General features: G+C 71.3%; 23 protein-coding genes. 12 read left to right on the top strand and 11 right to left on the bottom strand.

Annotated features, from left to right (window positions below; translation table 11 throughout):
• Positions 1-25: 25 nt before the first annotated feature.
• The 5 genes from ISP_RS43680 to ISP_RS43660 form a co-directional block, all read right to left on the bottom strand.
• Positions 26-1,366, bottom strand: a complete 1,341-nt coding sequence (locus ISP_RS43680) for a serine hydrolase domain-containing protein (RefSeq protein WP_013230185.1) — start codon at positions 1,364-1,366, stop codon at positions 26-28.
• A 201-nt stretch (positions 1,367-1,567) separates the two neighbouring features.
• The gene (locus ISP_RS43675) at positions 1,568-2,188 is read right to left on the bottom strand and encodes a response regulator (RefSeq protein WP_013230184.1); all 621 of its coding nucleotides are present in this window, start codon (positions 2,186-2,188) and stop codon (positions 1,568-1,570) included.
• Positions 2,185-3,342, bottom strand: coding sequence for a sensor histidine kinase (locus ISP_RS43670; protein ID WP_013230183.1), 1,158 nt, complete (start codon positions 3,340-3,342; stop codon positions 2,185-2,187). Before ISP_RS43670 ends, ISP_RS43675 begins: the two co-directional genes overlap by 4 nt.
• Positions 3,339-4,157, bottom strand: coding sequence for an ABC transporter permease (locus ISP_RS43665; protein WP_013230182.1), 819 nt, complete (start codon positions 4,155-4,157; stop codon positions 3,339-3,341). The genes ISP_RS43670 and ISP_RS43665 overlap by 4 nt, the downstream gene beginning before the upstream one ends.
• Complete coding sequence (locus tag ISP_RS43660; RefSeq protein ID WP_013230181.1) at positions 4,154-4,993, bottom strand: ABC transporter ATP-binding protein; 840 nt, start codon at positions 4,991-4,993, stop codon at positions 4,154-4,156. Before ISP_RS43660 ends, ISP_RS43665 begins: the two co-directional genes overlap by 4 nt.
• 215 nt (positions 4,994-5,208) lie before the next feature.
• Between ISP_RS43660 and ISP_RS43655 the strand changes: the two genes are divergently transcribed.
• Positions 5,209-6,807, top strand: a complete 1,599-nt coding sequence (locus ISP_RS43655) for an SDR family oxidoreductase (RefSeq protein WP_013230180.1) — start codon at positions 5,209-5,211, stop codon at positions 6,805-6,807.
• A gap of 14 nt (positions 6,808-6,821) precedes the next feature.
• Positions 6,822-7,424 (top strand): TetR/AcrR family transcriptional regulator, encoded by a 603-nt coding sequence (locus ISP_RS43650; protein WP_013230179.1) that lies wholly within the window; start codon positions 6,822-6,824, stop codon positions 7,422-7,424.
• A gap of 7 nt (positions 7,425-7,431) precedes the next feature.
• Here the strand turns inward: ISP_RS43650 and ISP_RS43645 are convergent, their stop codons facing one another.
• Positions 7,432-8,580 (bottom strand): citrate synthase 2, encoded by a 1,149-nt coding sequence (locus tag ISP_RS43645; protein WP_013230178.1) that lies wholly within the window; start codon positions 8,578-8,580, stop codon positions 7,432-7,434.
• A 289-nt stretch (positions 8,581-8,869) separates the two neighbouring features.
• On the opposite strand from ISP_RS43645, the gene ISP_RS43640 reads away from it, so the two are divergent.
• From ISP_RS43640 to ISP_RS43615, 6 genes are read left to right on the top strand one after another with little or no spacing between them, the layout of a single operon-like run.
• Complete coding sequence (locus ISP_RS43640) at positions 8,870-9,172, top strand: urease subunit gamma (RefSeq protein WP_013230177.1); 303 nt, start codon at positions 8,870-8,872, stop codon at positions 9,170-9,172.
• 20 nt (positions 9,173-9,192) lie between these two features.
• Entirely contained in the window at positions 9,193-9,498 is a 306-nt protein-coding gene (locus tag ISP_RS43635) for an urease subunit beta (RefSeq protein WP_013230176.1), read from the top strand.
• Entirely contained in the window at positions 9,498-11,213 is a 1,716-nt protein-coding gene (locus ISP_RS43630) for an urease subunit alpha (RefSeq protein WP_013230175.1), read from the top strand. The genes ISP_RS43635 and ISP_RS43630 overlap by 1 nt, the downstream gene beginning before the upstream one ends.
• Entirely contained in the window at positions 11,213-11,893 is a 681-nt protein-coding gene (locus ISP_RS43625; RefSeq protein WP_013230174.1) for an urease accessory protein UreF, read from the top strand. The genes ISP_RS43630 and ISP_RS43625 overlap by 1 nt, the downstream gene beginning before the upstream one ends.
• On the top strand, positions 11,883-12,572 hold the full coding sequence (gene ureG / locus ISP_RS43620; RefSeq protein WP_013230173.1) for an urease accessory protein UreG: 690 nt from the start codon (positions 11,883-11,885) through the stop codon (positions 12,570-12,572). The genes ISP_RS43625 and ureG overlap by 11 nt, the downstream gene beginning before the upstream one ends.
• The gene (locus tag ISP_RS43615; protein ID WP_013230172.1) at positions 12,569-13,288 is read left to right on the top strand and encodes an urease accessory protein UreD; all 720 of its coding nucleotides are present in this window, start codon (positions 12,569-12,571) and stop codon (positions 13,286-13,288) included. Before ureG ends, ISP_RS43615 begins: the two co-directional genes overlap by 4 nt.
• A 149-nt stretch (positions 13,289-13,437) precedes the next feature.
• On the opposite strand, the gene ISP_RS43610 is transcribed toward ISP_RS43615, so the two are convergent.
• The gene (locus tag ISP_RS43610) at positions 13,438-14,538 is read right to left on the bottom strand and encodes a lipase family protein (RefSeq protein ID WP_013230171.1); all 1,101 of its coding nucleotides are present in this window, start codon (positions 14,536-14,538) and stop codon (positions 13,438-13,440) included.
• A gap of 88 nt (positions 14,539-14,626) precedes the next feature.
• On the opposite strand from ISP_RS43610, the gene ISP_RS43605 reads away from it, so the two are divergent.
• The gene (locus ISP_RS43605) at positions 14,627-15,337 is read left to right on the top strand and encodes a TetR/AcrR family transcriptional regulator (RefSeq protein ID WP_013230170.1); all 711 of its coding nucleotides are present in this window, start codon (positions 14,627-14,629) and stop codon (positions 15,335-15,337) included.
• A 46-nt stretch (positions 15,338-15,383) separates the two neighbouring features.
• Here the strand turns inward: ISP_RS43605 and ISP_RS43600 are convergent, their stop codons facing one another.
• A complete protein-coding gene (locus tag ISP_RS43600) occupies positions 15,384-17,066 on the bottom strand; it encodes a purine-cytosine permease family protein (RefSeq protein ID WP_013230169.1) in 1,683 nt (560 codons plus the stop codon).
• A 228-nt stretch (positions 17,067-17,294) separates the two neighbouring features.
• Here ISP_RS43600 and pdxH point away from each other — a divergent pair, with 228 nt between their 5' ends.
• The 3 genes from pdxH to ISP_RS43585 all read left to right on the top strand — a co-directional run bounded on the left by pdxH (position 17,295) and on the right by ISP_RS43585 (position 20,049).
• Positions 17,295-17,972, top strand: coding sequence for a pyridoxamine 5'-phosphate oxidase (pdxH, locus tag ISP_RS43595; protein ID WP_013230168.1), 678 nt, complete (start codon positions 17,295-17,297; stop codon positions 17,970-17,972).
• A gap of 174 nt (positions 17,973-18,146) precedes the next feature.
• Positions 18,147-19,412: an MFS transporter gene (locus ISP_RS43590; protein WP_200876246.1), complete on the top strand. Its 1,266-nt coding sequence runs from the start codon at positions 18,147-18,149 to the stop codon at positions 19,410-19,412.
• Positions 19,413-19,488: 76 nt separating this feature from the next.
• Positions 19,489-20,049, top strand: coding sequence for a DUF3558 family protein (locus ISP_RS43585; protein WP_013230166.1), 561 nt, complete (start codon positions 19,489-19,491; stop codon positions 20,047-20,049).
• Between the two features lie 4 nt (positions 20,050-20,053).
• On the opposite strand, the gene ISP_RS43580 is transcribed toward ISP_RS43585, so the two are convergent.
• Genes ISP_RS43580 through ISP_RS43570 form a run of 3 tightly spaced genes read right to left on the bottom strand, consistent with a single transcriptional unit; the run spans position 20,054 to position 22,286 of the window.
• Positions 20,054-20,878, bottom strand: a complete 825-nt coding sequence (locus ISP_RS43580) for an MBL fold metallo-hydrolase (RefSeq protein ID WP_013230165.1) — start codon at positions 20,876-20,878, stop codon at positions 20,054-20,056.
• Positions 20,875-21,708, bottom strand: a complete 834-nt coding sequence (locus tag ISP_RS43575) for an MBL fold metallo-hydrolase (RefSeq protein WP_013230164.1) — start codon at positions 21,706-21,708, stop codon at positions 20,875-20,877. The genes ISP_RS43580 and ISP_RS43575 overlap by 4 nt, the downstream gene beginning before the upstream one ends.
• On the bottom strand, positions 21,708-22,286 hold the full coding sequence (locus ISP_RS43570) for a TetR/AcrR family transcriptional regulator (protein ID WP_034284106.1): 579 nt from the start codon (positions 22,284-22,286) through the stop codon (positions 21,708-21,710). Before ISP_RS43570 ends, ISP_RS43575 begins: the two co-directional genes overlap by 1 nt.
• Positions 22,287-22,397: the final 111 nt, after the last annotated feature.

Genomic DNA, 22,397 nt, shown 5'->3' with positions numbered 1-22,397 from the left:
GGTGCGAGCGGGACCCGTTCCTCCGTCAGCGCCAGTCTTCGATGCCGCCGGGCACCGGCGCGGCCGGGTCGTACGGCGTACGGGTGAAGACGAACGTCGCCAGGTCGAGGTGGGTGGCGACCCCGTCGGCGTCCCGGCCCACTTCGAGCGTCTCGCCGGCGTAGTAGCCGTCGAGGCCGACGTAGGTGTCCTGGCCGGTGGCCCGGAAGCGCGAGCTGCGCCCGGCGCCTTCGACCGGCGTGAGCAGCAGCAGCCCGTCACCCTGGATGCGCAGGTGGTACGGCGTCGGGCCCCAGTGCCAGAGCCCGGTCAGCGCCAGCAGCTCGGGATCGGCGGGCGACGGTAGCCACTCGGCGGGCAGCCGCGGCTCCAGCTCGTCGGTCATGGTGATGAGGTCCAGGCAGAGCTGGGTGATGCCGACGCCGGCCGTCGAGTTGGCGAGCACCAGCGCGCCGGTCTGCGCGGCCGGGTCGACCAGCGTCACGGCGAGGAAGCCGGGCATGGAGCCGGTGTGGCCGGCGAACCGGCGGCCCTGGTAGCGCACGAGCATCAGGCCGAGCCCGAACCCGGTCGTCCAGACGTCGGTGTCGTCGACGGTGATCATGGTCCGCATCTCGGCGACCGTGTCCGGCGCGAGCACGCCGCCGGTGTCCCCGCCGAGGAACGCCGTCCAGCGGCCGAGGTCCTTCGCCGTCGACCACAGCTGCCCGGCGGGGGCCATCGCGCCGGCGTCCGGGCTCGGCTCCGGCAGCAGGACGTCGGCGAAGGGGTGCACGGCGAAGCCGTCGGCGTGCGCGCCGACCGGGTGCGGGGTCGTGCGGGTCATCCCGAGCGGGCCGAGGACCTCCTCGTCGAGCACGGAGAGCCAGCCCTTGCCGCGGTGGCGGGCGAGGAGTTCGCCGAGGACGCCGTAGCCGACGTTCGAGTAGTGGAACCGCGCGCCCGGCCGGTGCTTGGTCGCGCCCTCGGCGAGGCTGCCGACCAGCGCGTCCCAGTCCGCGCCCGGGGTCCGCTCCCACCACGGGCCGGGCGATTCGGACGTCAGGCCGGCGGTGTGGGACAGCAGCTGGGCGACGGTGGCGGCGCCGAACGGCGTGCCCGGGACGTGCTTCTCGAGCGGGTCGTTGAGGTCGAGCAGGCCTTCGTCGCGCAGCCGCATGACAGCGGTGGCGACCAGGGTCTTGGTGATCGAGCCCAGCCGGTACTGGGTGTCGGTACCGGGTGTTTCGCCGCCGACGCGCCCGCGGCCACCGGACCAGACGATCTCCCCGTCCCGCACGACGGCGGCGACCAGCGACGGAGCGCGGCAGACGGCCTGCTCGTGGGCGATCCGGCGGAGCAGGGCGAGTTCGGTCGAGGCAAGCATGGACGCATTCTGCCGCGCTCCCGCTCCCGAAGCAGACCTACCCGTGAAGGAAAGGTCAACACGCGTGATTGGGAGGTCGACTCGCGTGATTGGGGGGTCGACACGGCGAGTGTCCTGGCTGGGGTCGTGTCGGCTTGCCAATCACGCGTGTCGGCTTTCTGATCACGCGTGTCGGCGCTTCCATCACGGGTGAAGCCGGGGTCAGCCGAGCAGGTTCCTGGCCATGGCCGTCGTCACCGCGGCCGTGCGGTCCGAGACGCCGAGCTTGCCGAACACGCGCAGCAGGTGGGTCTTCACGGTGGCTTCGCTGATGTGCAGGGCGCGGCCGATGTCGGCGTTCGTGCCGCCCTTCGCGACCAGCCGGAGGACCTCCACCTCGCGGGCCGAGAGCGGCTGCGGTTCCGGGTTGCGGACGCGGTTGACAAGCTTGCCCGCCACCGACGGCGCCAGCACCGTCTCCCCGCGCGCCGCCGCGCGGATCGCGTTCGCCAGCTCCGCGCGGGACGCGTCCTTCAGCAGGTAGCCCGACGCGCCGGCCTCCACCGCGCGCAGGATGTCCGCGTCCGTTTCGTACGTCGTGAGCACGACGATCCGGCGCCCGGGCTGCTCGCGCAGGATCCGCTTGGTGGCGCCCACGCCGTCGAGGCCGGGCATCCGCAGGTCCATCAGCACGACGTCGGGGACGGCGACCCGGTCGAGCGCGACGGCTTCGTCGCCCGAACCCGCTTCGCCGACGACCGTGAGGTCCGGTTCCGCTTCGAGCATGCCGCGGAGGCCTTCGCGGACGACGGGGTGGTCGTCGACGAGCATGACGCGGATCAAGCGGGCACCTCCAGGGTGAGTTCGGTGCCGCTGGGGCTGCTCCGGACGCTCAGTCTGCCACCGACCTGCTCGGCCCGTGACCGCATCCCGCGCAACCCGAAACCCGTGGCGTGGTCCGGGTCGAAGCCGGCGCCGTCGTCGCGCACCGACAGCCGCACCGAACCGTCCACAGCGGACAGCCGCACCGACACCGCCGACGCGGCCGCGTGCCGTCGCACGTTGTTCAGCGCTTCCTGCGCGCCCCGCAGCAGGACCACTTCGCCCGCCATGCCGATCGGCGGCAGCGCATCGTCCACTTCGTACTCGACCGGCACGCCCGTCTCTTCGGCCAGCCGGTCGGCCTGCCGCCGGACGGCGTCGACGAGCGAGCCCGCCGCGAGGTCCGCCGGGGCCAGCGCGGCGACCATCGCGCGGGCCTCCGTGAGGTTGTCCCGCGCGGTGCGGGTGGCCAGTTCCGCGTGCCGCCGCGCCGCGGCCGGGTCGCTGTCCAGTTCGGACTCGATGGCCTGGGCGAGGGTGACGATGCTGGTGAACCCCTGCGCGAGGGTGTCGTGGATCTCCCGCGCGAGCCGTTCGCGCTCGGCCGCGGTGCCCGCCTCCCGGGAGAGCCGGGCGACCTCGGCCTGGCTCTCCTCGAGCCGCGTGATCAGGTCCGCCCGCCCCCGGCTCTCCTCGACGACGTGCAGGATGAACTTCCCGGACAGCACGCCGAACACGACGAGGATCGCGGTCATCGGCAGCAGGATGTGCAGCGTCGGGCCGCGCAGCCCGTTGTTCACGATCGACGACGCGGGGCTCATCAGGATCACCGCCGTGTTGAGCACCGCGGCCGGGCGGAAGTCGAGCGTCGTGAACAAGAGCGGGCAGACCATGAACAGGATGAAGCTGGTCGTCGTGGTGGCGAGCATCGCGGCCGCGACCAGGGCCACGACCACGAGCGCCAAGGTCCAGCGCCGGCGCAGGTGCCCGTCGTCGCGCACGATCCGGCGGCCCCACAGCAGGTAGGTCAGCGCCAACGCGGTCAGCGCCCCGACCGCGGCCGCCGTGCGCACCGGGTCGCGCTCGTCCAGCAGCACCAGCACGGTCGTGGCCAGGTACGCCACCGCGAAGAGGATCTCCCAGAGCCAGTTGAACCGGTCCCAGGCGTCCTTCACTTCGTGTCGGTCCACCGGAAGGTCAGCCGCGCCAGCACCGCTCCGGCCACGCACCAGATCGCCAGCACCAGCGCCACCCGCGGCAGTTCCCATGTCCCGGCCATCTCCATCCTCACGGCGCCGTCCGGCAGGAAGACCGACCGGAAACCCTGGCAGATCCACTTCAGCGGGAAGAACGACGCGATGTCCACCATAACTTTCGGCAGGTGCGTGATCGGCGAGACGAACACACCGGAGATGAACTGCAGCACCAGGTACAGCATCTGCACGATGGCGACCGCGCCGTTGGTGGACTTCGCGAGCGAGCTGATCGCGATCCCGAGCAGGGTGCACGAGACGATGCCGAGCGCGAAGACCCACAGCAGCGTCAGCCACTTCGCCGGGTCGGACGGCAGTTCCAGCCCGAACAGCAGCACGGCGACGCCGGCCATCAGCACCGTCTGGGCCAGGCTGGACACCGCGACCAGCGCCATCTTGCCGATGAAGTACGACGCCGGTGCCATCGGCGTGCCGCGCAGGCGCTTGAGGGCGCCGGTTTCGCGGTCGGCCGTGACGCCGGTCGCGATGCTGTTGAACGACGTCGAGACGATGCCGGAGCCGATCATCCCGGCCGCCAGCAGCTGGCCGGAGGTGACGCCGTCGAGCGCCGTCGGACCGTCCAGGATGGACCCGAGCAGGACCATCAGCACCGCGGGCAGGGAGAAGGTGAAGACCACCTGTTCCTTGTTCCGGAAGAACTGCCGCAGCTCGGAGCCGCCGCGGGCCAGGCCGAGGGACAGCGGGCCGGGCAGGGCTCTGGATGTCGCAGTGCTCATGCCTGGTCTCCGATCAGGTCGAGGTAGATGTCCTCCAGGCTCGGCCTGGTCACGGTCAGCCCGGCGAGCTCCCTACCCCCAGCAGAGACCTCGGTGACGAGCTTGGTCGGGTACGCGGTCCGCTCGACGTGCTCGCCGCGGTCGTCGACCCAGCGCACGGTGGCCTCGGCGGCCGCCCGGCCGCCCAGGTTCTGCGGGGTGTCCTGCGCGACGATCTCGCCGCGCGCGATCACCGCGACGCGGTCGGCGAGCGCTTCGGCCTCGTCGAGGTAGTGCGTGGTGAGCAGGATGGTGGTGCCTTCGGCGGCGAGGTCGCTGATCAGCGCCCAGAACTGCCGCCGCGCCTCGGGGTCGAAGCCGGTGGTCGGCTCGTCGAGGAAGAGCAGCTCGGGGCGCCCGATGATGCCGAGCGCGACGTCGACGCGGCGGCGTTGCCCGCCGGAGAGCGTCTTGATCCGCGCCCCGGCCTTCTCGGTGAGGCCGACCTTGTCGATCACCTCGTCCGGGTCGCGCGGGTCGGGGTAGTACTTCGCGAAGTGCCGGACGGTCTCGGCGACGCTCAGCTCGGCGGCGTCGGTCGCCGTCTGCAGGACGATGCCGAGCCGGGCCCGCCAGGCGCGGCCGGCCTTGCCGGGATCCTCGCCGAGCACGGTGACCTCGCCGGCCGTCCGCCGGCGGTGCCCTTCGAGGATCTCGACGGTCGTGGTCTTCCCCGCGCCGTTCGGGCCGAGCAGGGAGAACACCTCGCCCTGGGCAATCTCCAGATCGAGCCCGGCCACCGCGAGGTGACCCGGGTACTGCTTGCGCAGGCCGCGCACGCTGACTGCTGTGGTCATGCTCGAAGCCTGCTCGCTCGCGCCGCGAGATCCGACCAACGGGCGGCTGAATCCCGCTGTCCACCGTTCGGTGGACACGGGGGCTTGGTTTCCCGTGGAACCACGAAAACGCTGTCATGCAAACAAAAATCCGAACGTTCGAGCCCGCGGAACCGCCGCGCGGGTGAACACACTGTTGACAAGTTGTCTAACATGACAGAATGTCTCACAAGTGGGTGACCGCCAGCGACGGTGTCCGCCTTTCCGTGACCGTCGACGGCCGGAACGACGGGCCCACGGTCGTGCTCGTGCACGGCTACCCCGACAACAGCTCGATGTGGGGCGGGGTGGCCGCCCGGCTGGCCGCGGAACACCGCGTCGTCACCTACGACGTCCGCGGGGCGGGACAGTCGGACAAGCCGCCGGGACGCGCGTCCTACCGGCTGGACCAGCTGGCCGACGACCTGCGTGCGGTCGTCGACGAGGTGCAGCCGACCGGCAAGGTGCACCTGGTCGCCCACGACTGGGGCTCGATCCAGACCTGGCACGCCGTCACCGGGGAGGGCCTGCGCGGGCGGATCGCCTCCTACACATCCCTCTCCGGGCCGAGCCTCGACCACGCCGGCGCGTGGTTCCGCGCCCAGCTGCGCCGCCCGACGCCGAAGCGGCTCAGGAACGCGCTGAACCAGTTCCTGCACTCGTGGTACATCCTGGCGTTCCAGATCCCGCTCGTCCCGGACCTGCTGTGGCGCACCGGTTTGCTGGGCAAGCAGATCCAGCGGATGGAGCCGGACGCGGCGCCGCCGGACAAGTCCGACGGCCTGCACGGCCTCCAGCTCTACCGCGCCAACATGTTCACCCGGCTCTCGCGGCCCGCACCCCGGCCGGTTGACGTCCCGGTGCAGGTGCTGGCGCCGACCGGGGACGCCTACGTCACGACACCGCTGCAGACCGAGGTCACCCGCTGGGTGCCCGACCTGCGGATCCGCCGGATCGTCGGGACGCACTGGGTGACCAGGGCGCGGCCGGACGTGGTGGCCGCGGCGGCGGCCGAGCTGATCGAGTACGCCGAGACCGGCACCGAAAGCCGGGGGCTGCGCCGCGCCCGCGTCGACGCCGGGCCCTTCGTGCACCGGCTCGTCGTCGTCACCGGGGCGGGCAGCGGGATCGGCCGCGCCACCGCGCTGGCCTTCGCCGAGCGGGGCGCCGACGTCGTCATCACCGACATCGACGCAGCCAGTGCCGCGGAAACCCTGAAGCTGCTGGGCGACCACGGACTCGCCGAGTACACAGTGGACTCCGCGGACGGCGACGCCGTGCACCGCTTCGCCGAGCGGGTCCGCGCCGAGCACGGGGTGCCCGACATCGTGGTGAACAACGCCGGCATCGGCATGTCCGGGCCGTTCCTCGACACGTCCGTCGAGGACTGGGAGCGCGTCATCGACGTCAACCTGTGGGGTGTGATCCACGGCTGCCGGGCGTTCGCGCCGATGCTCGCCGAGCGCGCCGAAGGCGGCCAGATCGTCAACCTCGCTTCGGCGGACGGCGCTTTGCCCTCGAAGGTGCTCGCCGCCTACGCCACGACGAAGGCGGCCGTGCTGACGCTGAGCGTCTTCCTGCGGGCCGAGCTGGCGGCGGACCACATCGGCGTCTCGGCGGTGTGCCCGGGCAGTGCCCGGACCGGTCCCGAGGGGGTGGCTCGGGACATCCTCCGTGCCGTGGAAAAGGACCTCGCGATCGCACCGTCCACTCCGGAGGCGAAGGCCGCGTTGGTCCTTTCGCGACTGACACCCGGGCTCCTCCGCAAAGCCGCGAAGCTGGACCTGACGCCGTGAGCCGGCCGCGGCGGATGTCGCCGCAGGCCCGCCGCGACGACCTGATCCGCGCCGCGCTCGACCTGTTCGGCTCGCGAGCGCCCGAACTGGTCACCGTGGACGACATCGTCGCGCGCGCCGAGGTGTCGCGGCCGTTGTTCTACCGGTACTTCCCGAACCTGCGGGACCTGCAGGTCGAGGCCCTGCGCACGGTCACCGACGGGCTCATCGACGGCTTGGTCGGGCTCGAAGAGGGGCCGCCGGAGGTGCGGCTGCGCGCGGCCGTCCGCGGCCTGATCGACGTCGCCGGCCACTACCGCGCGGGCTACATCGCCCTGCTGCGCAGCGGTTCGGTGATCGCGACGTCCGAGACGGACGCGGCGATCGACGAGGTCCGCAACCGCGCGGTGGCCCTGATCCTGGACGCCCTCGGCGTCGAAGATCCTTCGCCGCTGCTTTCGCTGACCCTGCGCTGCTGGACGGCCGTCGTCGAGGGTGCCCTGCTGAGCTGGCTGCAGGAACGCAGCGTCGCGCGCGAAGGCCTCGACACCTGGCTGGTCGACCAGCTGACGGCCATGCTCGCCGCCACCGCGGAACACGAACCGGCCGGCGCCGCGGAGGCACCGGCCGGTTCGTGAACGAGCGTCAGTGCTTGGTGACGAGCTCCCAGCCCTCGACGTCCTCGGGGGTGCGCGGCGCCGGGCCGACGTACTTGGCCGACGGCCGCACCAGGCGGCCGGTGCGCTTCTGCTCCAGGATGTGCGCGGCCCAGCCGGCAGTGCGGGCCGAGCTGAACATCGCGGGCATCATGTGCGGCGGGACCTGCGCGAAGTCCAGGATGACCGCGGCCCAGAACTCGACGTTGGTCTCGATCGGGTGATCCGGACGCCGCTCGCGCAGCTCCTTCAGCGCCGCCTGCTCCAGCGCGGCGGCCGCCTCGAAGCGGGTCGCGCCGAGCTCCTGGCAAGTCCGGCGCAGCACGCGCGCCCGCGGGTCCTCGGCGCGGTAGACGCGGTGGCCGAAGCCCATCAGGCGTTCCTTGCGGTCGAGGATGCCCTTGACCAGGGCCGCCGGGTCGCCGGTGCGCTCGACCTCTTCGATCATCGGCAGCACGCGCGCCGGGGCGCCGCCGTGCAGCGGACCCGACATCGCGCCGATGGCGCCGGACATCGCCGCCGCCACGTCCGCGCCGGTGGAGGCGATGACGCGGGCGGTGAAGGTCGAGGCGTTGAGACCGTGCTCGGCGGCCGACACCCAGTAGGCGTCCAAGGCCTTGACGTGCGCCGGGTCCGGCTCGCCGCGCCAGCGGATCAGGAACCGCTCGGTGATGGAGTGGGCCTCGTCCACGCGGGTCTGCGGCACCGCGGGCTGGCCGATCCCGCGCGCCGACTGGGCGACGTAGGACAGCGCCATCACCGAAGCGCGGGCCAGCTGCTCGCGGGCCTCTTCGTCGGTGATGTCGAGCAGCGGGCGGTAGCCCCAGATCGGCGCGAGCATGGCCAGCGCGGCCTGGACGTCCACCCGGACGTCACCGGTGTGCACCGGCAGCGGGAACGGCTCGGCGGGCGGCAGGCCGTGCCCGAACCGGCCGTCCACGAGGAGGCCCCAGACGTCGCCGAAGGTCACCTTGCCGGCGAGGTCCTCGATGTCGACGCCGCGGTAGCGCAGGGCACCGCCGTCCCGGTCGGGTTCGGCGATTTCGGTGTGGAAGGCGACAACGCCCTCCAGGCCCGGTCGGAAGCCGTCGTCGGGTTGGCCGGACGGCTGTGGCTTGCTGATCGTGGAGGTAGTCACTGTTTCGCGGGACCTTTCGGTGCGCTTTTTCCCCGGCTGGTTACTGCTGGTCGCGCGGTTGGAGGAAGCGCACTGAACGCGCGCCACATCGCACGGATGGATAGACCTTGCTCTCTTGACCGGCCACTGGCAATCGAAAGATGTGGTGGTTTCGGTCACGATTACGAGAACGATTCAGTCACCGAGGCCTCCGGTCCGGAGAATTTTCACCACTCAGTGTGACGAAGACCAGGTAAATCCTGTGTTTCCGAACCAGGCGCCGCCACGTTTCGGGTGATAGACCTAGCGCATGCACCTCAGCCCGCAGGAGCGCGACAAGCTGCTCATCCACGTGGCGGCCGACGTCGCGCGGAAGCGGCTGGACCGAGGCGTCCGGCTCAACTACCCCGAGGCGGTCGCGCTCATCACCGACCACGTCCTCGAAGGTGCCCGCGACGGCCGCACGGTCAGTGAGCTGGTGGCCGGCGGCCGGACCGTGCTCTCCCGGGCGCAGGTGCTGGACGGCGTGCCGGAGATGGTCGACTCCGTGCAGGTCGAGGCCACGTTCCCGGACGGCACGAAGCTCGTCACCGTGCACGACCCGATCGTGTGAATCGTGTGAAAGGCAGCTGCATGCGCCCTGGCGAGATCATTCCCGGCGACGAGCCGGTCGAGCTGAACCCCGGCCGCGCGCGCGTCCGGCTGCTGGTGCGGAACCTCGGCGACCGGCCGGTGCAGGTCGGCTCGCACTACCACTTCGCGGCCGTGAACCCGGGCCTCGAGTTCGACCGGGACGCCGCCCGCGGCCACCGGCTCGACGTGCCCGCCGGGACGTCGGTGCGGTTCGAACCCGGCGTCGAACGGGAAGTCGATCTCGTTCCCCTGGCCGGCGCGCGCCGCGTGCCGGGCCTTCGGTCGGAATTCGCGGGGGACTTCTGATGCCGCAAATCGACCGCGAGCGCTACGCCGAGCTGTTCGGCCCGACCACCGGCGACCGGATCCGGCTCGCCGACACCGACCTGCTGATCGAGGTCACCGAGGACCGCTCGATGGGGCCCGGCGGCTCCGGCGACGAAGTGCTCTTCGGCGGCGGCAAGGTCATCCGCGAGTCCATGGGCCAGGGGACGGCGACCCGGGCCGAGGGCGCGCCCGACCTGATCATCACCGGCGCCGTCATCCTCGACCACTGGGGCGTCGTCAAGGCCGACGTCGGGGTGCGCGACGGCCGGATCGTCGGCATCGGCAAGGCGGGCAACCCGGACACGATGGACGGCGTCGACCCGGCGCTGGTGATCGGACCGTCGACGGAGGTCCTGTCCGGCAACGGCAAGATCCTCACCGCGGGCGGGATCGACTGCCACGTCCACTTCATCTGCCCGCAGCTCGTCGACACGGCGCTGGCCGCCGGGCTGACCACCCTGGTCGGGGGCGGCACCGGTCCCAACGAAGGCACCAAGGCCACGACCGTTACCCCCGGCGCGTGGAACCTCGGCCGGATGCTGTCCGCCATGGACGGTTACCCGGTCAACGTCCTGTTGCTGGGAAAGGGAAACACCGTGCGGCACGAGGCGCTGCGCGAACAGCTGGCGGCGGGCGCGGGCGGGTTCAAGCTGCACGAGGACTGGGGCACCACCCCGGCCGCCATCGACGCTTGCCTGACCGTCGCCGACGAAGCCGGCGTCCAGGTGGCCATCCACACGGACACGCTGAACGAGGCCGGCTTCCTGGAGTCCACTGTGGACGCCATCGGTGGCCGCTCGATCAACGCGTACCACACCGAAGGGGCCGGCGGCGGGCACGCGCCGGACATCATCCAGGTCGTCTCGCTGCCGAACGTGCTGCCGTCGTCGACCAACCCGACCCGCCCGCACACGGCCAACACCCTCGACGAGCACCTCGACATGCTGGTGGTCTGCCACCACCTCAACCCGTCGGTGCCCGAGGACCTGGCCTTCGCCGAGAGCCGGATCCGGCCGACGACGATCGCCGCCGAAGACGTCCTGCACGACATGGGCGCCATTTCGATGATGAGCTCGGACTCCCAGGCGATGGGCCGGATCGGCGAGGTGATCATCCGGACCTGGCAGACCGCGCACGTGATGAAACGCCGTCGCGGCGCCCTGCCCGGCGACGGCGCGGCCGACAACCTGCGGGCGCGTCGCTATGTCGCCAAATACACGATCAACCCGGCCATCGCGCACGGCATGGAGACCGAGATCGGCTCGGTCGAGGTCGGCAAGCTCGCGGACCTGGTGCTGTGGGAGCCGAAGTTCTTCGGCGTCCGCCCGCACGTGGTGCTCAAGGGCGGCTTCCCGGCGTGGGCGGCGATGGGCGACGCGAACGCGTCCATCCCGACCCCGCAGCCGGTCATGGCGCGGCCGATGTTCGGCGCGTCGATCGGAGCTGCGTTGAGCCTGCACTTCGTCGCACCGTCCGCTTTGGACAGTGGCTTGCGCGAGACCTTCGGCATCACCCGGCCGCTGGTGGCGGTGTCGAACATGCGCGCACGGACGAAGGCGGACATGGTGCTCAACGACACGACACCGGACGTCCGCGTCGAGCCGGACAGCTTCGCCGTGCACGTCGACGGTGAGCTGGTCGAGCCGCAGCCGGTGACGGAACTGCCGATGGCCCAACGGTACTTCTTGTTCTGATGGACCTCTCGGCGCTGATCCTCGCGGACTCCCGCTTCCCCGGCGGCGGGCACGTCCACAGTGGCGGGCTGGAGGAAGTCGTTTCCCGCCGCCTGGTGACCTCGGTTCGCGATCTGCCGGGATTCCTTTCCGGACGGTTGCGGACGGCGGGATTCCTGGCGGCGGTCTTCGCCGCTGCTTCGGCACATGCGGCGGCGCGCGCTGTCCCACCCGGGCATTGGTCGCGGTTGGACGCCGAGCTGGACGCGCGGACGCCGTCGCTCGCTCAGCGGGAGGCTTCGCGGGCGCAGGGGCGGGGAACCGCACGAGCCGGCCGGATCGCTTGGCCGTCACCCGTGCTGGAGGGGTTGCTGACGGAGACTCCGCGTCCCCATCACCCGGTGGTGCTGGGCGCGCTGGCCGGGGTGGCCGGTGGGTCGCCGGAGGACGCGGCGATGGCGGCCGCCTACCTGTCGGTCAGCGGTCCGGCGAGTGCCGCGGTGCGGTTGCTCGGCCTGGATCCGTTCGCCGTCAACGCCGTGGTCGCGCGGCTGGACTTGCGTTCGGTCTGTTCGGAGGCGGCCGCGGTGGCGGGGGACGACCCGGCGGCGCTGCCGTCGCCGGGGTCGCCCGCGTTGGATCTGTTCGCCGAGGCCCACGCCCGGCATCACCAGGAAGAGGTGCGTCTCTTTGCCAGCTGAAGGCCACGGCCACGGTCACTTCCACGAGGTCAACTTCGACCCGACGGCCAGCGAGCCCGACCACTACGACGCCGCGCCGACGGCCGGGCGCGCGTACCGGATCGGCATCGGCGGCCCGGTCGGCTCGGGCAAGACGGCGCTCACCGCGGCGTTGTGCCGCGCGCTGGGTGACGAGATCAACCTCGCTGTCGTCACGAACGACATCTACACGACCGAGGACGCGGATTTCCTGCGCCGGGCGGGCGTGCTGGACCCGGAGCGGATCGAGGCGGTGCAGACCGGTGCCTGCCCGCACACCGCGATCCGCGACGACATCACCGCGAACCTCGACGCCGTCGAGCGGCTCGAGGAGAAGTTCCCGGACCTGGACCTGGTCATCATCGAGAGCGGCGGCGACAACCTGACGGCGGTGTTCAGCCGCGGCCTGGCGGACAGCCAGATCTTCGTGGTGGACGTGGCGGGCGGGGACAAGGTGCCGCGCAAGGGCGGGCCCGGCGTCACGACGGCGGACCTGCTGGTGATCAACAAGATCGACATCGCCCACCTGGTCAACGCGGACATGGACGTGATGACGTCGGACGCGCACCGGATGCGGGGTTCGCTGCCGGTGATCACGCAGTCTCTTGTGGACACTCCGGACGCGCCCGCGGTGGCCGGCTGGGTCCGTTCCCTGCTGTGAAGGCCCACGCCCGGTTGACCGCGTGCTTCGACGGTTCGCGCACGGTCTTGCGCGAGCTGCGTTCGATGGCGCCGCTGACGTTGTTCCCACGGCGGCGTTCCGGTTCGACCGCCGTGGTGCACCTGGTCAACTCGGCGACTTCGCCGCTGGGTGGGGATGACCTGCTGTTGTCCATCCACGTCGGTCGGGGGGCTTCCCTGCGTCTCTCCGGCGTCGCGGCGACGCTGGCGCTGCCCGGTCTGCACGGCGAGGAATCCTTGTCCACTGTGGAGGTCGTGGTCGAGCCGGGTGGGTCACTGGAGTACCTGCCGGAGCCGACGGTGATCACGGCGAGGGCCCGGCACCGCGCGGTTTTCCGCGCTTCGCTGGCTTCGGACGCGTACTTGCACACGCGGGAAGTGCTGGTGCTGGGGCGGGCCGGGGAGCGCCCGGGTTCGCTGTCGACTTCGCTTTCGGTCACGCGGGGTTCGGTGCCGGTGCTGCGCCAGACGCTTTCGGTGGGGGACGCGGGCTTGGACGCGAGCCTGGCGGTGCTGGCGGGCCGCCGGGTGCTGGCCACGGACCTGGTGGTCGGTGGTCCGGAGCTGTCGGCGGCCTCGGGTGACTGGTGGTCCCGCAGCCCGCTCCCGGCCGGTGGCTCGCTGGTGACCTCCCTGGCGCCGGATGCCGTGACGGCGATGAAGGGGCTGGCCGAGGCCGGGGTCCCGGCGTTCTGAGCAGCCCCCGTTTTCCACGCTACCCGGAGGGACCGACAGTTTCGGGTGCCCGAGTGCGTGAAGGCCGCCTTGCGGGACTCCGCGTCCCGCAAGGCGGCCTTCACGGATTTTCCGCGACCGTGGGCGGCCCCCTGCGCCGCCCGCCGGTGTCAGAACTTCGTGCGCAGCCAGGTCATCGCCGCCGGGCCACCGATCGAGACGCCGCCGATGTGTTCCAGCAGCGGGAACTCCTGCCACGTCACCGCCGCGCCCAGGGACTGCCAGCGGTCGCGCAACGCCGTGCCGACGCTGAACGGGATCAGCTCGTCCAGCGTTCCGTGGTACAGGTACACCGGGGCCTTCGGCGCGGTCGTGCCCAGGTAGTTCTCCGCCAGCCGGGCCTGCCAGTGCGGCTCGTGGATCGGGTCCGGCACCGTCACGAAGTCCCCCAGGTGCGCGAACGGCGCCGCCGCACCCAGCTCGATCGTGCACGCCTTCGACACCCGGGCCACCGCCTCGCGGCCGCGGTCGTTGAGGATCGAGGCGAACGGCACGTCGGGGTACGCCGCCGCGAAGCCGGTGGCCGCGCCGAGGACCAGGCCGAACGCCGCGCCGCCGTCGTTCGAGGCGAACACCGCGTTCAGGTCCGCCGGGACCCCGCCGGCCGCCACACCGATCACGTTCAGCGCCGGCGCGTACGTGGCCTGCAGCTCGGCCGCCCACGCCGCGGCCTGGCCGCCCTGCGAATAGCCGAACACGCCCACCGGACCGGACGGGGACAGCCCGGCGCCGGTCACCCGGGCCGCGGCCCGCGCCGCGTCGAGCACCGCCCGGCCTTCGGACTGCCCGACCGCGTACGTGTGCGGTCCCGGCGTGCCGAGTCCTTCGTAGTCGGTGACGACGACGGCCCAACCCTGCGTCAACGCCTGCGCCAGCAACGCGCTTTCGTTCTCGACACCGTGGGCCAGGAGGTTCGAAGGCGCGCACTGGTCGCCGAGGCCGTGCGTGCCCACCGCGTACGTGATCAACGGCCGCGGGCCGCCGTGCGGCCACGGCGTCGGCGGCACCAGCAGCGTGCCGGAGACGGCGTTCGGTTCGCCGGTCGCCGAGGTCGAGCGGTAGCGGAGGTGCCAAGCCTTGACGGGCGCCGGGAACGGACCGACGAACACCGTCGTGGGCGTCTGTTCGAGGAGGACGCCCGGGTCCGCGTGCGCCGAGGGGGCGGCTGTCACGAACAGGAGCGCGACGGCGACCAGTAACCGACGAAGCATCGTTGCCTCCGGTGTTTGGTAATCGAGGTTTTCACAATTTAGCCAGCCCGGTAGGATCCGGCAATCCCTCAGAAGGAGGAGACACCCGTTGGCTCGCACGTACGGCGGCGTCGCACCCGAACAACGTCGCGCCGACCGCCGCGAGCGGCTGCTCACGGCCGGTCTCGAGCTGTTCACCACCACCGGCTTCCGGCAGACGAAGATCACCGAGGTCTGCGCCCGCGCCGGCGTGTCGACGCGGAACTTCTACGAGGAGTTCACCGGCAAGGAGGACGTGCTGCGCACCCTCCACGACCGGATCAACAGCCTGGCGCTGGAGCACGTCACCGCCGCGCTCGGCAAGGTCGCCGAAGCCGACGCCATGACCCGGATCGCCACGCTGCTCGACGTCTTCATCGACACGGTCACCATGGACCCCCGGCTGCCGAGGCTCAACTACGTCGAAGCCGTCGGCGTCAGCGCGGAGCTGGAGGAGCAGCATCAGGTGTGGGTCGACCGCTGGGCGACCTTCATCGAGACGGAGGCGCGGCGCGCGGCCGAGCACGGCGCCGCGCCCGACCGCGACTACCGGCTGACGGCGATCGCCCTGGTCGGCGCGGCCACCGGGCTGCTGCGCGAGTGGCAGGCGCACGAGCCGCCGCTGCCGGTGGAGGACGTCGGCGCGGAGCTGCGCGCGCTGATGCTGGCGGCCATCATGCGCCCCGGAAAGATCTTGGAAATTCCCGGCAACCTCGGCGCGCCCTCCGGCGTGGAAGAGTCGAGCCGGGCGGGGGACCAGGGGGGAGCCCGGCGAACGTGAAGGCCCTTTCCCGGCTGCGGATGCCGGGAAAGGGCCTTCATGGACCTTACGTCGTGCGGACCGCCGGCAGGCCGAGCGCGACCGGGCCGGTCGTCTGGCACAGGTCGTGGCAGGTGTTGTCGAGCGTGCAGCACAGCGAACAGATCGGGCCGTCCTGCTTCGCGCAGTCGGCGACGTCCGGCAGTTCGTACGGATCGCCGCAGACCGAACAGGTGTGCGTGGCCCGCAGGTCGACGTCGGTGTCCGGGCCGGCGACCGTGTTCGGCCGGGCCAGGTAGTACTTGCCGCGCGTCACCACCGCCAGCGCCGGCACCAGCACGACCGCGATGACCAGCGCCAGCAGCGGGCTGAACGCGGCCAGGAACGGCCCGAACGCGCCGAAGTACGCCGCGATCGACACCGCCGACGCGACCACCATCGAGCCGAACCCGACCGGGTTGATCTTGTGCAGGTAGGCCCGCTTGAACTCGATGTAGCGCGGCGACAGGCCCAGCGGCTTGGCGATCACCAGGTCGGCGCAGACGGCGCCGATCCACGCGATGGCGACGTTCGAGTAGAAGCCGAGGATCTTGTTCAGGAAGCCGAACGCGCCGAACTCCATCAGCGCGAGCGCGATCCCGCAGTTGACCAGCACGTACCAGACCCGGCCGGGGTGCTTGTGCAGCACGCGGGAGAAGAAGTTCGCGAACGACAGCGACCCGGAGTAGGCGTTGGTGGTGTTGATCTTGATCTGCGAGACGACGACGAACAGCGCGGCGAACGTCAGCGCCACCGGCCCGAGAGCGGGTTTCACCGCTTCGAGGTAGGGCGCGATCGGCTCGAGCGCGTGCGTCTTCCCGACGACACCGAGGGCGAGGAACGCCAGCAGCGCGCCACCGATCTGCTTCGCGGCTCCGAGGATCACCCAGCCGGGTCCGGCGGCGAGCACCGCGGCCCACCACGACCGCTTGTTCTCCGCGGTCTTTTCGGGCATGAACCGCAGGTAGTCGGCCTGTTCCCCGATCTGCCCGATCAGCGACAGCGCGACGCCCATGCCGAGGCCGAACCCGATCGCGGAGAACCCGGAGCCGGCGCCCTCCGTACCGCCGAAATGCGCGAACTCGGCGAACTTGCCGGGCTCCCGGACCAGCACGACGACGAACGGCAGCACCAGCCCGGCGAGCCACAGCGGCTGCGTCCAGGTCTGCATCTTCGCCACCGCGCCCATGCCGTAGAGGGCGAAGGGCAGCACGATGAGCGTGGCCAGGAGGTAGCCGATGGGCAGCGGGATGCCGAGGGCGAGCTCGAACGCCTGGCCCATGATCGAGCCTTCGAGCGAGAAGAAGATGACGGTGAAGCTCGCGTACACGAGCGACGTCAGCGTCGACCCGAAGTAGCCGAACCCGGCTCCGCGGGTCAGCAGGTCCATGTCCACTCCGGACTTCGCGCAGGCGGCCGCGATGGGCACGCCGGTCACGAAGATGACGACGGCCGCGGCGAGGATCGCCAGGACGCCGGAGGTGAAGCCGTAGGAGAGGACGATGCTGGCGCCGATCGCGAAGTCGGCGAGGTAGGCGATGCCGCCCAGCGCCGTCGTCGCGACGACGAAGGGGGACCATTTCCGGAACGAATGAGCGGCGAAGCGCAGTGAGTAGTCCTCGCGGTTCTCGTTCGCCGCGAGCGGGGCGTACTGGCGTTTCGGCGTGGCGCTTTCTTCGGCTTCTTCGGCGCTGGACAGGATCTCGGTCATGCCTGCCTCCGGGGTGGTGGGGAACGCGCCGAAGGTAGGTGCCTGCTGTATCGATCCTGGTCCGGCAGGTAACGCAGCGGTTACGGCTTGTTGTCCAGCAGTTACGGCTGGATGGCGAAAAAGGGGTGGCGGGTGTCACCGTTAGGTGGGTTCCGCTGCCGGTCGCGAAGCCCTAACGTCGCATGAGCCGAAGTGACAGCTGCCCCGACCGGGTACGGAGGTTTGGCGATGATGCCGGAGATCGAGGACCAGGTGGAAGACGCCGTAGTGCGCCTGCCGGGAATGCGCGTCGCCTACGACGGCGCGGCGTTCGACGAATCCGCGCTGGCGGCCACCTGGACCGACCAGCTGCAAGGCTGGCTGAACCAGGCCGTGGCCGCCGGCATCGCCGAGCCGAACGCGATGGTGCTGGCGACGGCGGACGCCGAAGGCCGCCCATCGTCCCGGACGGTGTTGTGCAAGGGCCTCGACGACCGCGGCGTGGTGTTCTACACGAACTACACGTCCTCGAAGAGCCACGACCTGACGGCGACCCGGTACGCCTCGGTGACGTTCCCCTGGTACGCGCTCCACCGCCAGGTCCACGTCCGCGGCGAGGTCGAGAAGGTCGGCGTCAAGGAGACGGCGGAGTACTGGGCCCAGCGCCCCCGCGGCTCCCAGCTGGGGGCGTGGGCGTCCCCGCAGTCCCGCGTGGTCGACGGCCGCCGGGCGCTGGACAACGCGCTGCACGGAATCGAGCGGCGCTTCGCGGACGTGGAGCAGATCCCGGCCCCGCCGCACTGGGGTGGCTGGCGGATCCGGCCGGACCTGGTGGAGTTCTGGCAGGGGCGCGAGGACCGGATGCACGACCGGCTGCGGTACGTGCGCAACGACGACGGGTGGAACATCGAGCGCGTGGCGCCGTGAGCCCAAGCGCCCCAATGTGGCCTTCGGTGCGTTCAACGCACCGAAGGCCACATTGGGTGCGTTGAGCGCAACCAAGGCCACATTGGGGCGTTTGCTGCCGGGCGACATAAATCACGCGACCCGAGATAGTTAGCCCGGCTAAGCTGATCTGTCGTGACTGGTGAACCGGGGACTCTGCCGCCCCGCTCGGGCTTGCGCAAGATCCTCGGCCGCATCATCGTCGATACCCGGCCGCTCAAGATCCCGGCCTTCCGGCGGCTCTGGCTGTCCACTGTGGTCACCGCCGTGGGGACCCAGCTGACCGCCGTCGCCGTGCCCAAGCAGGTCTTCGACCTCACCGGCTCCTCCGCCTACGTCGGCCTCACCGGGCTCGTCGCCCTCGTGCCCCTGCTGATCTTCGGGCTCTGGGGCGGCGCGGTCGCCGATGCCGTCGATCGGCGGAAGCTGCTCTTCGTCACCAACGTCGGCGTCGCGATCACCTCCGCCCTCCTCTGGCTGCAGGCCTTCGCGCACTTCGGCTCGGTCTGGCTCGTCCTCGGCCTGCTCGCCGTCAACCAGGCGTTCTTCGCGATCAACATGCCGACCCGCGGTGCCGTCGTCGCGCGGCTCGTGCCCGCCGAACTGCTGCCGTCCGCGAACGCCCTCAACACCACCATGTCCACCTTCGGCGCCGTCTTCGGGCCGCTGCTCGCCGGTGCGCTGATCCCCGTCCTCGGCCTCTCCACCCTCTACCTGATCGACGTCGTCGCCCTGACGATCACCCTCTTCGCCGTCTGGCGGCTGCCGTCGATCCCGCCGCTCAACGGCCCGTCGCGCCGGGCCGGGGTCCGGGACGTCATCGACGGCTTCCGGTACCTCGCCGGGCAGAAGATCCTGCTGGCCTCCTTCGTCGCCGACATCATCGCCATGGTCTTCGGCATGCCGCGGGCGCTGATCCCGGAGATGGCCGAGCGGACCTTCGGCGACCCGCCCGGCGGCGGCCCCGCCCTCGGCTGGCTCTACGCCGCCCTGCCGCTGGGAGCCATGCTGATCGGGCTCTTCTCCGGCTGGCTGACGCGCATCCACCGCCAGGGCGTCGCGGTCGTCGTCGCGATCTGCGCGTGGGGCGCGGCGGTGGCCGCGTTCGGGCTCGCGCACTCGCTGTGGCTCGCCGTCGTCTTCATGGCCCTGGCCGGCGCCGCGGACATGGTCAGCGCCGTCTACCGGATGGCGATCCTGCAGGTCGCGACCACCGACGAGATGCGCGGCCGGCTCCAGGGCGTCTTCACGGTCGTCGTCGCCGGCGGCCCGCGGATCGCCGACCTCACCCACGGCTGGGGTGCCGCCGCGTTCGGCACCGCGGCCGCGGCGAGCGTCGGTGGCGTGCTGGTCATCGTGCTGGTCTGCGCGTCGATGTTCGTGCTCCCGGCCTTCTGGCGCTACCGGGCACCCACGACGTAGGCCGATGAATCAAATCAGCGCTGCGAAGCTTCTCCCCTGAGGGCGGTGGTGGGGCGGGGCGGGTTAGGGTGCGGACATGCGTACCGTAGTTGTCGCTTTTGTCGCCTTTGCCGCGCTGACCGCCTGCTCGTCCGGGGACGAACCGGCGAAGGCCCCGTCGTCCTCCGCGGCCCCGAAGCCGAAGCCGGCACCTTCGAGCACGAACGCCGCCGCCGCGTCGCTCGACCCGTGCAAGCTGCTGCCCGCGGACGCCGTGTCGAAGGCGCTGTTCCTCGACAACCTCACGGCGGTGCCGGGCCCGGTCCAGGACAACGCGGCCAACGGCGGCAAGGGGCGCAGCTGCGAGTACCAGCACGACGGCAAGGCCGCGGGCGCGCTCGCGGTGACCCGCTACGAGGGCAAGCAGGGCAAGCCCGCCGAGATGGTGGCGTCGATCAAGAAGGCGAAGCCGGGCGCGCAGGACGTCCCGGGCTTCCCCGACGGCGCCGTCTACTACGTCGACGGCCAGAAGACGGCGACGCTCGCCTCGGCCGAACTGGTGGCGGGCACACCGGTGCTGATCAACTACACCGGCCCGGCGAAGGTGACGGCGGAGCAGATCGCCCCGCTCGTCAAGCAGGCCCTCGCGGCGAGCTGACCCCTCACCGGCGCAGCGCGGCCAGCTCGACCGGGCTGTGCGCGGAAAACACCGTGACCTCGTCCTGGTGGGTCCGGGCCAGCTCGTGCAGCCGCGCCAGGTTCTCCAACCTCGGCTTGCGCAGCGTCTGGACGATGTTCTGGAACGCCGTCAGGCCCGGTGGGCAGTGCGGGGCCACCGGGTCCAGCTGGCCGTGGAAGAAGTAGGCGTCGCCGGCGTGCAGGAGCCAGCCGTCGCCGGTGTCGACCGCCACGCCCGTGTGGCCGCGCGTGTGGCCGGTCAGCGGGACCAGCAGGATCTCCTCCGGCAGGCCCTTGAGCGACCGGACCGCCTCGAAGCCGAACCACGGCTCGCCCGGCTCGTCGTAGGTGCTCCACAGCGGCCGGTGCGCGAACTGCGCCGCGCGGTAGCGGTTCTTCTCCGCCGCGTTCGCCGGCGACGTCGCCGCCCGGTGCTCCTCGGCCCGGACGTGCACGACGGCGTTCGGGAAGTCCGCCAGCCCGCCCGCGTGGTCGACGTCCAGGTGCGTCGCCACGATGTGCCGGACGTCGGCCGGGTCGAGGCCGAGCGCCTCGATCTGTGCGACGGCCGTTTCGGCGGCTGCGGGCTTCGCGCCGACCAGCGCCAGGAACGGACCACCCAGCCACTCGCCGGGCCGTGCCACGCCCTGGCTGCCGAACCCGGTGTCGACCAGCACCAGGCTGTCGCCGGTCTCGATCAGCAGGCAGTGGGCGACCAGCTCCGACCGCCGCAGCAGGCCGGGTTCGCCGTCGAGCAGTTTGCCACCCACCGGGCGCATCGATCCGCAGTTCAGGTGGTGCACCTTCATACGCTGCTCCTGGTGCTCAGCCGGAGGAATTCGGTCTCGTCGTGCGCGGCGAAGACGGTGACCTCGTCGCCGTGCTCCTGACCAAGCTGTCGCAGGCGGCGGTGATTGTCCAGCCGGGCGCCCCGGACCGTCTCCATGTGGCCCTCGAACCACTTCAGGCCCGGCGGGCAGTGCGGCGCGGCCGCGACCTGGCCGTGGAAGAAGTACGAGTCACCGGCGTTGAGCAGCCAGCCGTGTCCGGTGTCGACGGCGACCCCGGCGTGCCCGCGCGTGTGCCCCGACAGCGGGATCAGCAGGACCTCCGGCGGCAGGCCGTCGAGCTGCCGGACGGCGTCGAAGCCGAACCACGGCTCACCGCTGTCCGTATAGGACGTCCACTGTGGACCGTGAGCGAACTGGATCCGGCGGTAGCGGCCGCGTTCGGCGGCGTCGCGCGGCTCGGTGAACGCCCGCAGCTCTTCGGCGTAGACGTGCACGCGTGCCCACGGGAAGTCGATCAGCCCGCCCGCGTGGTCGAGGTCGAGGTGGGTCAGCACGATGTCCCGGACGTCGGCGGGGTCGAAGCCGAGCGCGCGGATCTGCGCGATCGCCGTCTGCGCGGGGTCTTCGACCGGGTTGGACTGGCGGACGAAACCGGCGCCGAGCCAGGCGTTCCGGTCGACCGCGGCCGGGGTGCCCATGCCCGTCTCGACGAGCACGAGACCGGTGTCTGTCTCGAGCAGCAGGCAGTGGCAGACCATGGTGGCGCGCCGGAACAGGCCCGGCCGGCCGTCGATCAGCTTGCCGCCCAGCGGCCGCAGGGTGCCGCAGTTCAGGTGGTGGACGCGCATCAGGTGAACTCCCGGTCGAGGGTGGTGTGCAGGTGGGTGGCGACCGCGCGCAGCGGCGCGAGGTCGCGGCGGGTGCGGGCCAGCAGCAGCCCGCCTTCGATCGCGGCGAGCACGATGGTGGCGAGCTCGTCGGCGCGCTCGGCCGGAAGGCCTTGTCCGGCGAAGTGATCCGTGAAGATCGTGTGCCACGACGAGTACCCGTCGGCGCAGGCTTCGCGGATCGGCTCGCTCGCCGCGGCGGCGTCCAGTGCGACCGTCGCGAGTGGACACCCGCGCTGGAAGTCCGATCCGGTGAGGAAACCCGCGAGCGCGTCGACCACGCGGTCGATCCCGGTCGCGGGGTCGGGAGCGTCTTCCAGGATGGCTTCGAGGAGGGCGCCCGTGCGCTCGCTCGACAGCCGGACGGCTTCGGTGGCGAGCTGCTCCTTGCCGCCGGGGAAGTGGAAGTAGAGCGACCCCTTCGGGGCGCCGCCGGCGGTGGTCAGCTGGGTCAGGCCGGTGGCGTGGTAGCCCTGGGTCTGGAACAGGTCGGCGGCGGTGTCGAGCATCCGCTGCCGCGTGTCGGTGCGGCGAACCATGACCGGACCGTAGCGCAAACTATGACGACCGGTCTAGTTGGTTTGAGTGAAAAAATCGAGGGGCGGCATTCAGGTGAGCGGGCTGGCGTCCGGATGAACCAGCGCGCAGCA

The sequence above is a fragment of the Amycolatopsis mediterranei genome, from assembly GCF_026017845.1.
GTDB lineage: Bacteria > Actinomycetota > Actinomycetes > Mycobacteriales > Pseudonocardiaceae > Amycolatopsis > Amycolatopsis mediterranei.
Note: the sequence above shows the minus strand (reverse complement) of the source record. Positions and strands in the feature narration are given on the sequence as shown.

Excerpts from the sequence above, each read along its gene's own strand:
- ISP_RS43630 (WP_013230175.1), top strand. The coding sequence starts at position 9,498 with ATGCCGCAAATCGACCGCGAGCGCTACGCCGAGCTGTTCGGCCCGACC.
- ISP_RS43625 (WP_013230174.1), top strand. The coding sequence starts at position 11,213 with ATGGACCTCTCGGCGCTGATCCTCGCGGACTCCCGCTTCCCCGGCGGC.
- ISP_RS43640 (WP_013230177.1), top strand. The coding sequence starts at position 8,870 with ATGCACCTCAGCCCGCAGGAGCGCGACAAGCTGCTCATCCACGTGGCG.
- ISP_RS43600 (WP_013230169.1), bottom strand. The coding sequence starts at position 17,066 with ATGACCGAGATCCTGTCCAGCGCCGAAGAAGCCGAAGAAAGCGCCACG.
- ISP_RS43570 (WP_034284106.1), bottom strand. The coding sequence starts at position 22,286 with ATGGTTCGCCGCACCGACACGCGGCAGCGGATGCTCGACACCGCCGCC.
- ISP_RS43680 (WP_013230185.1), bottom strand. The coding sequence starts at position 1,366 with ATGCTTGCCTCGACCGAACTCGCCCTGCTCCGCCGGATCGCCCACGAG.
- ISP_RS43585 (WP_013230166.1), top strand. The coding sequence starts at position 19,489 with ATGCGTACCGTAGTTGTCGCTTTTGTCGCCTTTGCCGCGCTGACCGCC.
- pdxH (WP_013230168.1), top strand. The coding sequence starts at position 17,295 with ATGATGCCGGAGATCGAGGACCAGGTGGAAGACGCCGTAGTGCGCCTG.
- ISP_RS43575 (WP_013230164.1), bottom strand. The coding sequence starts at position 21,708 with ATGCGCGTCCACCACCTGAACTGCGGCACCCTGCGGCCGCTGGGCGGC.
- ISP_RS43665 (WP_013230182.1), bottom strand. The coding sequence starts at position 4,157 with ATGAGCACTGCGACATCCAGAGCCCTGCCCGGCCCGCTGTCCCTCGGC.
- ISP_RS43650 (WP_013230179.1), top strand. The coding sequence starts at position 6,822 with ATGTCGCCGCAGGCCCGCCGCGACGACCTGATCCGCGCCGCGCTCGAC.
- ISP_RS43635 (WP_013230176.1), top strand. The coding sequence starts at position 9,193 with ATGCGCCCTGGCGAGATCATTCCCGGCGACGAGCCGGTCGAGCTGAAC.
- ISP_RS43660 (WP_013230181.1), bottom strand. The coding sequence starts at position 4,993 with ATGACCACAGCAGTCAGCGTGCGCGGCCTGCGCAAGCAGTACCCGGGT.
- ISP_RS43610 (WP_013230171.1), bottom strand. The coding sequence starts at position 14,538 with ATGCTTCGTCGGTTACTGGTCGCCGTCGCGCTCCTGTTCGTGACAGCC.
- ISP_RS43580 (WP_013230165.1), bottom strand. The coding sequence starts at position 20,878 with ATGAAGGTGCACCACCTGAACTGCGGATCGATGCGCCCGGTGGGTGGC.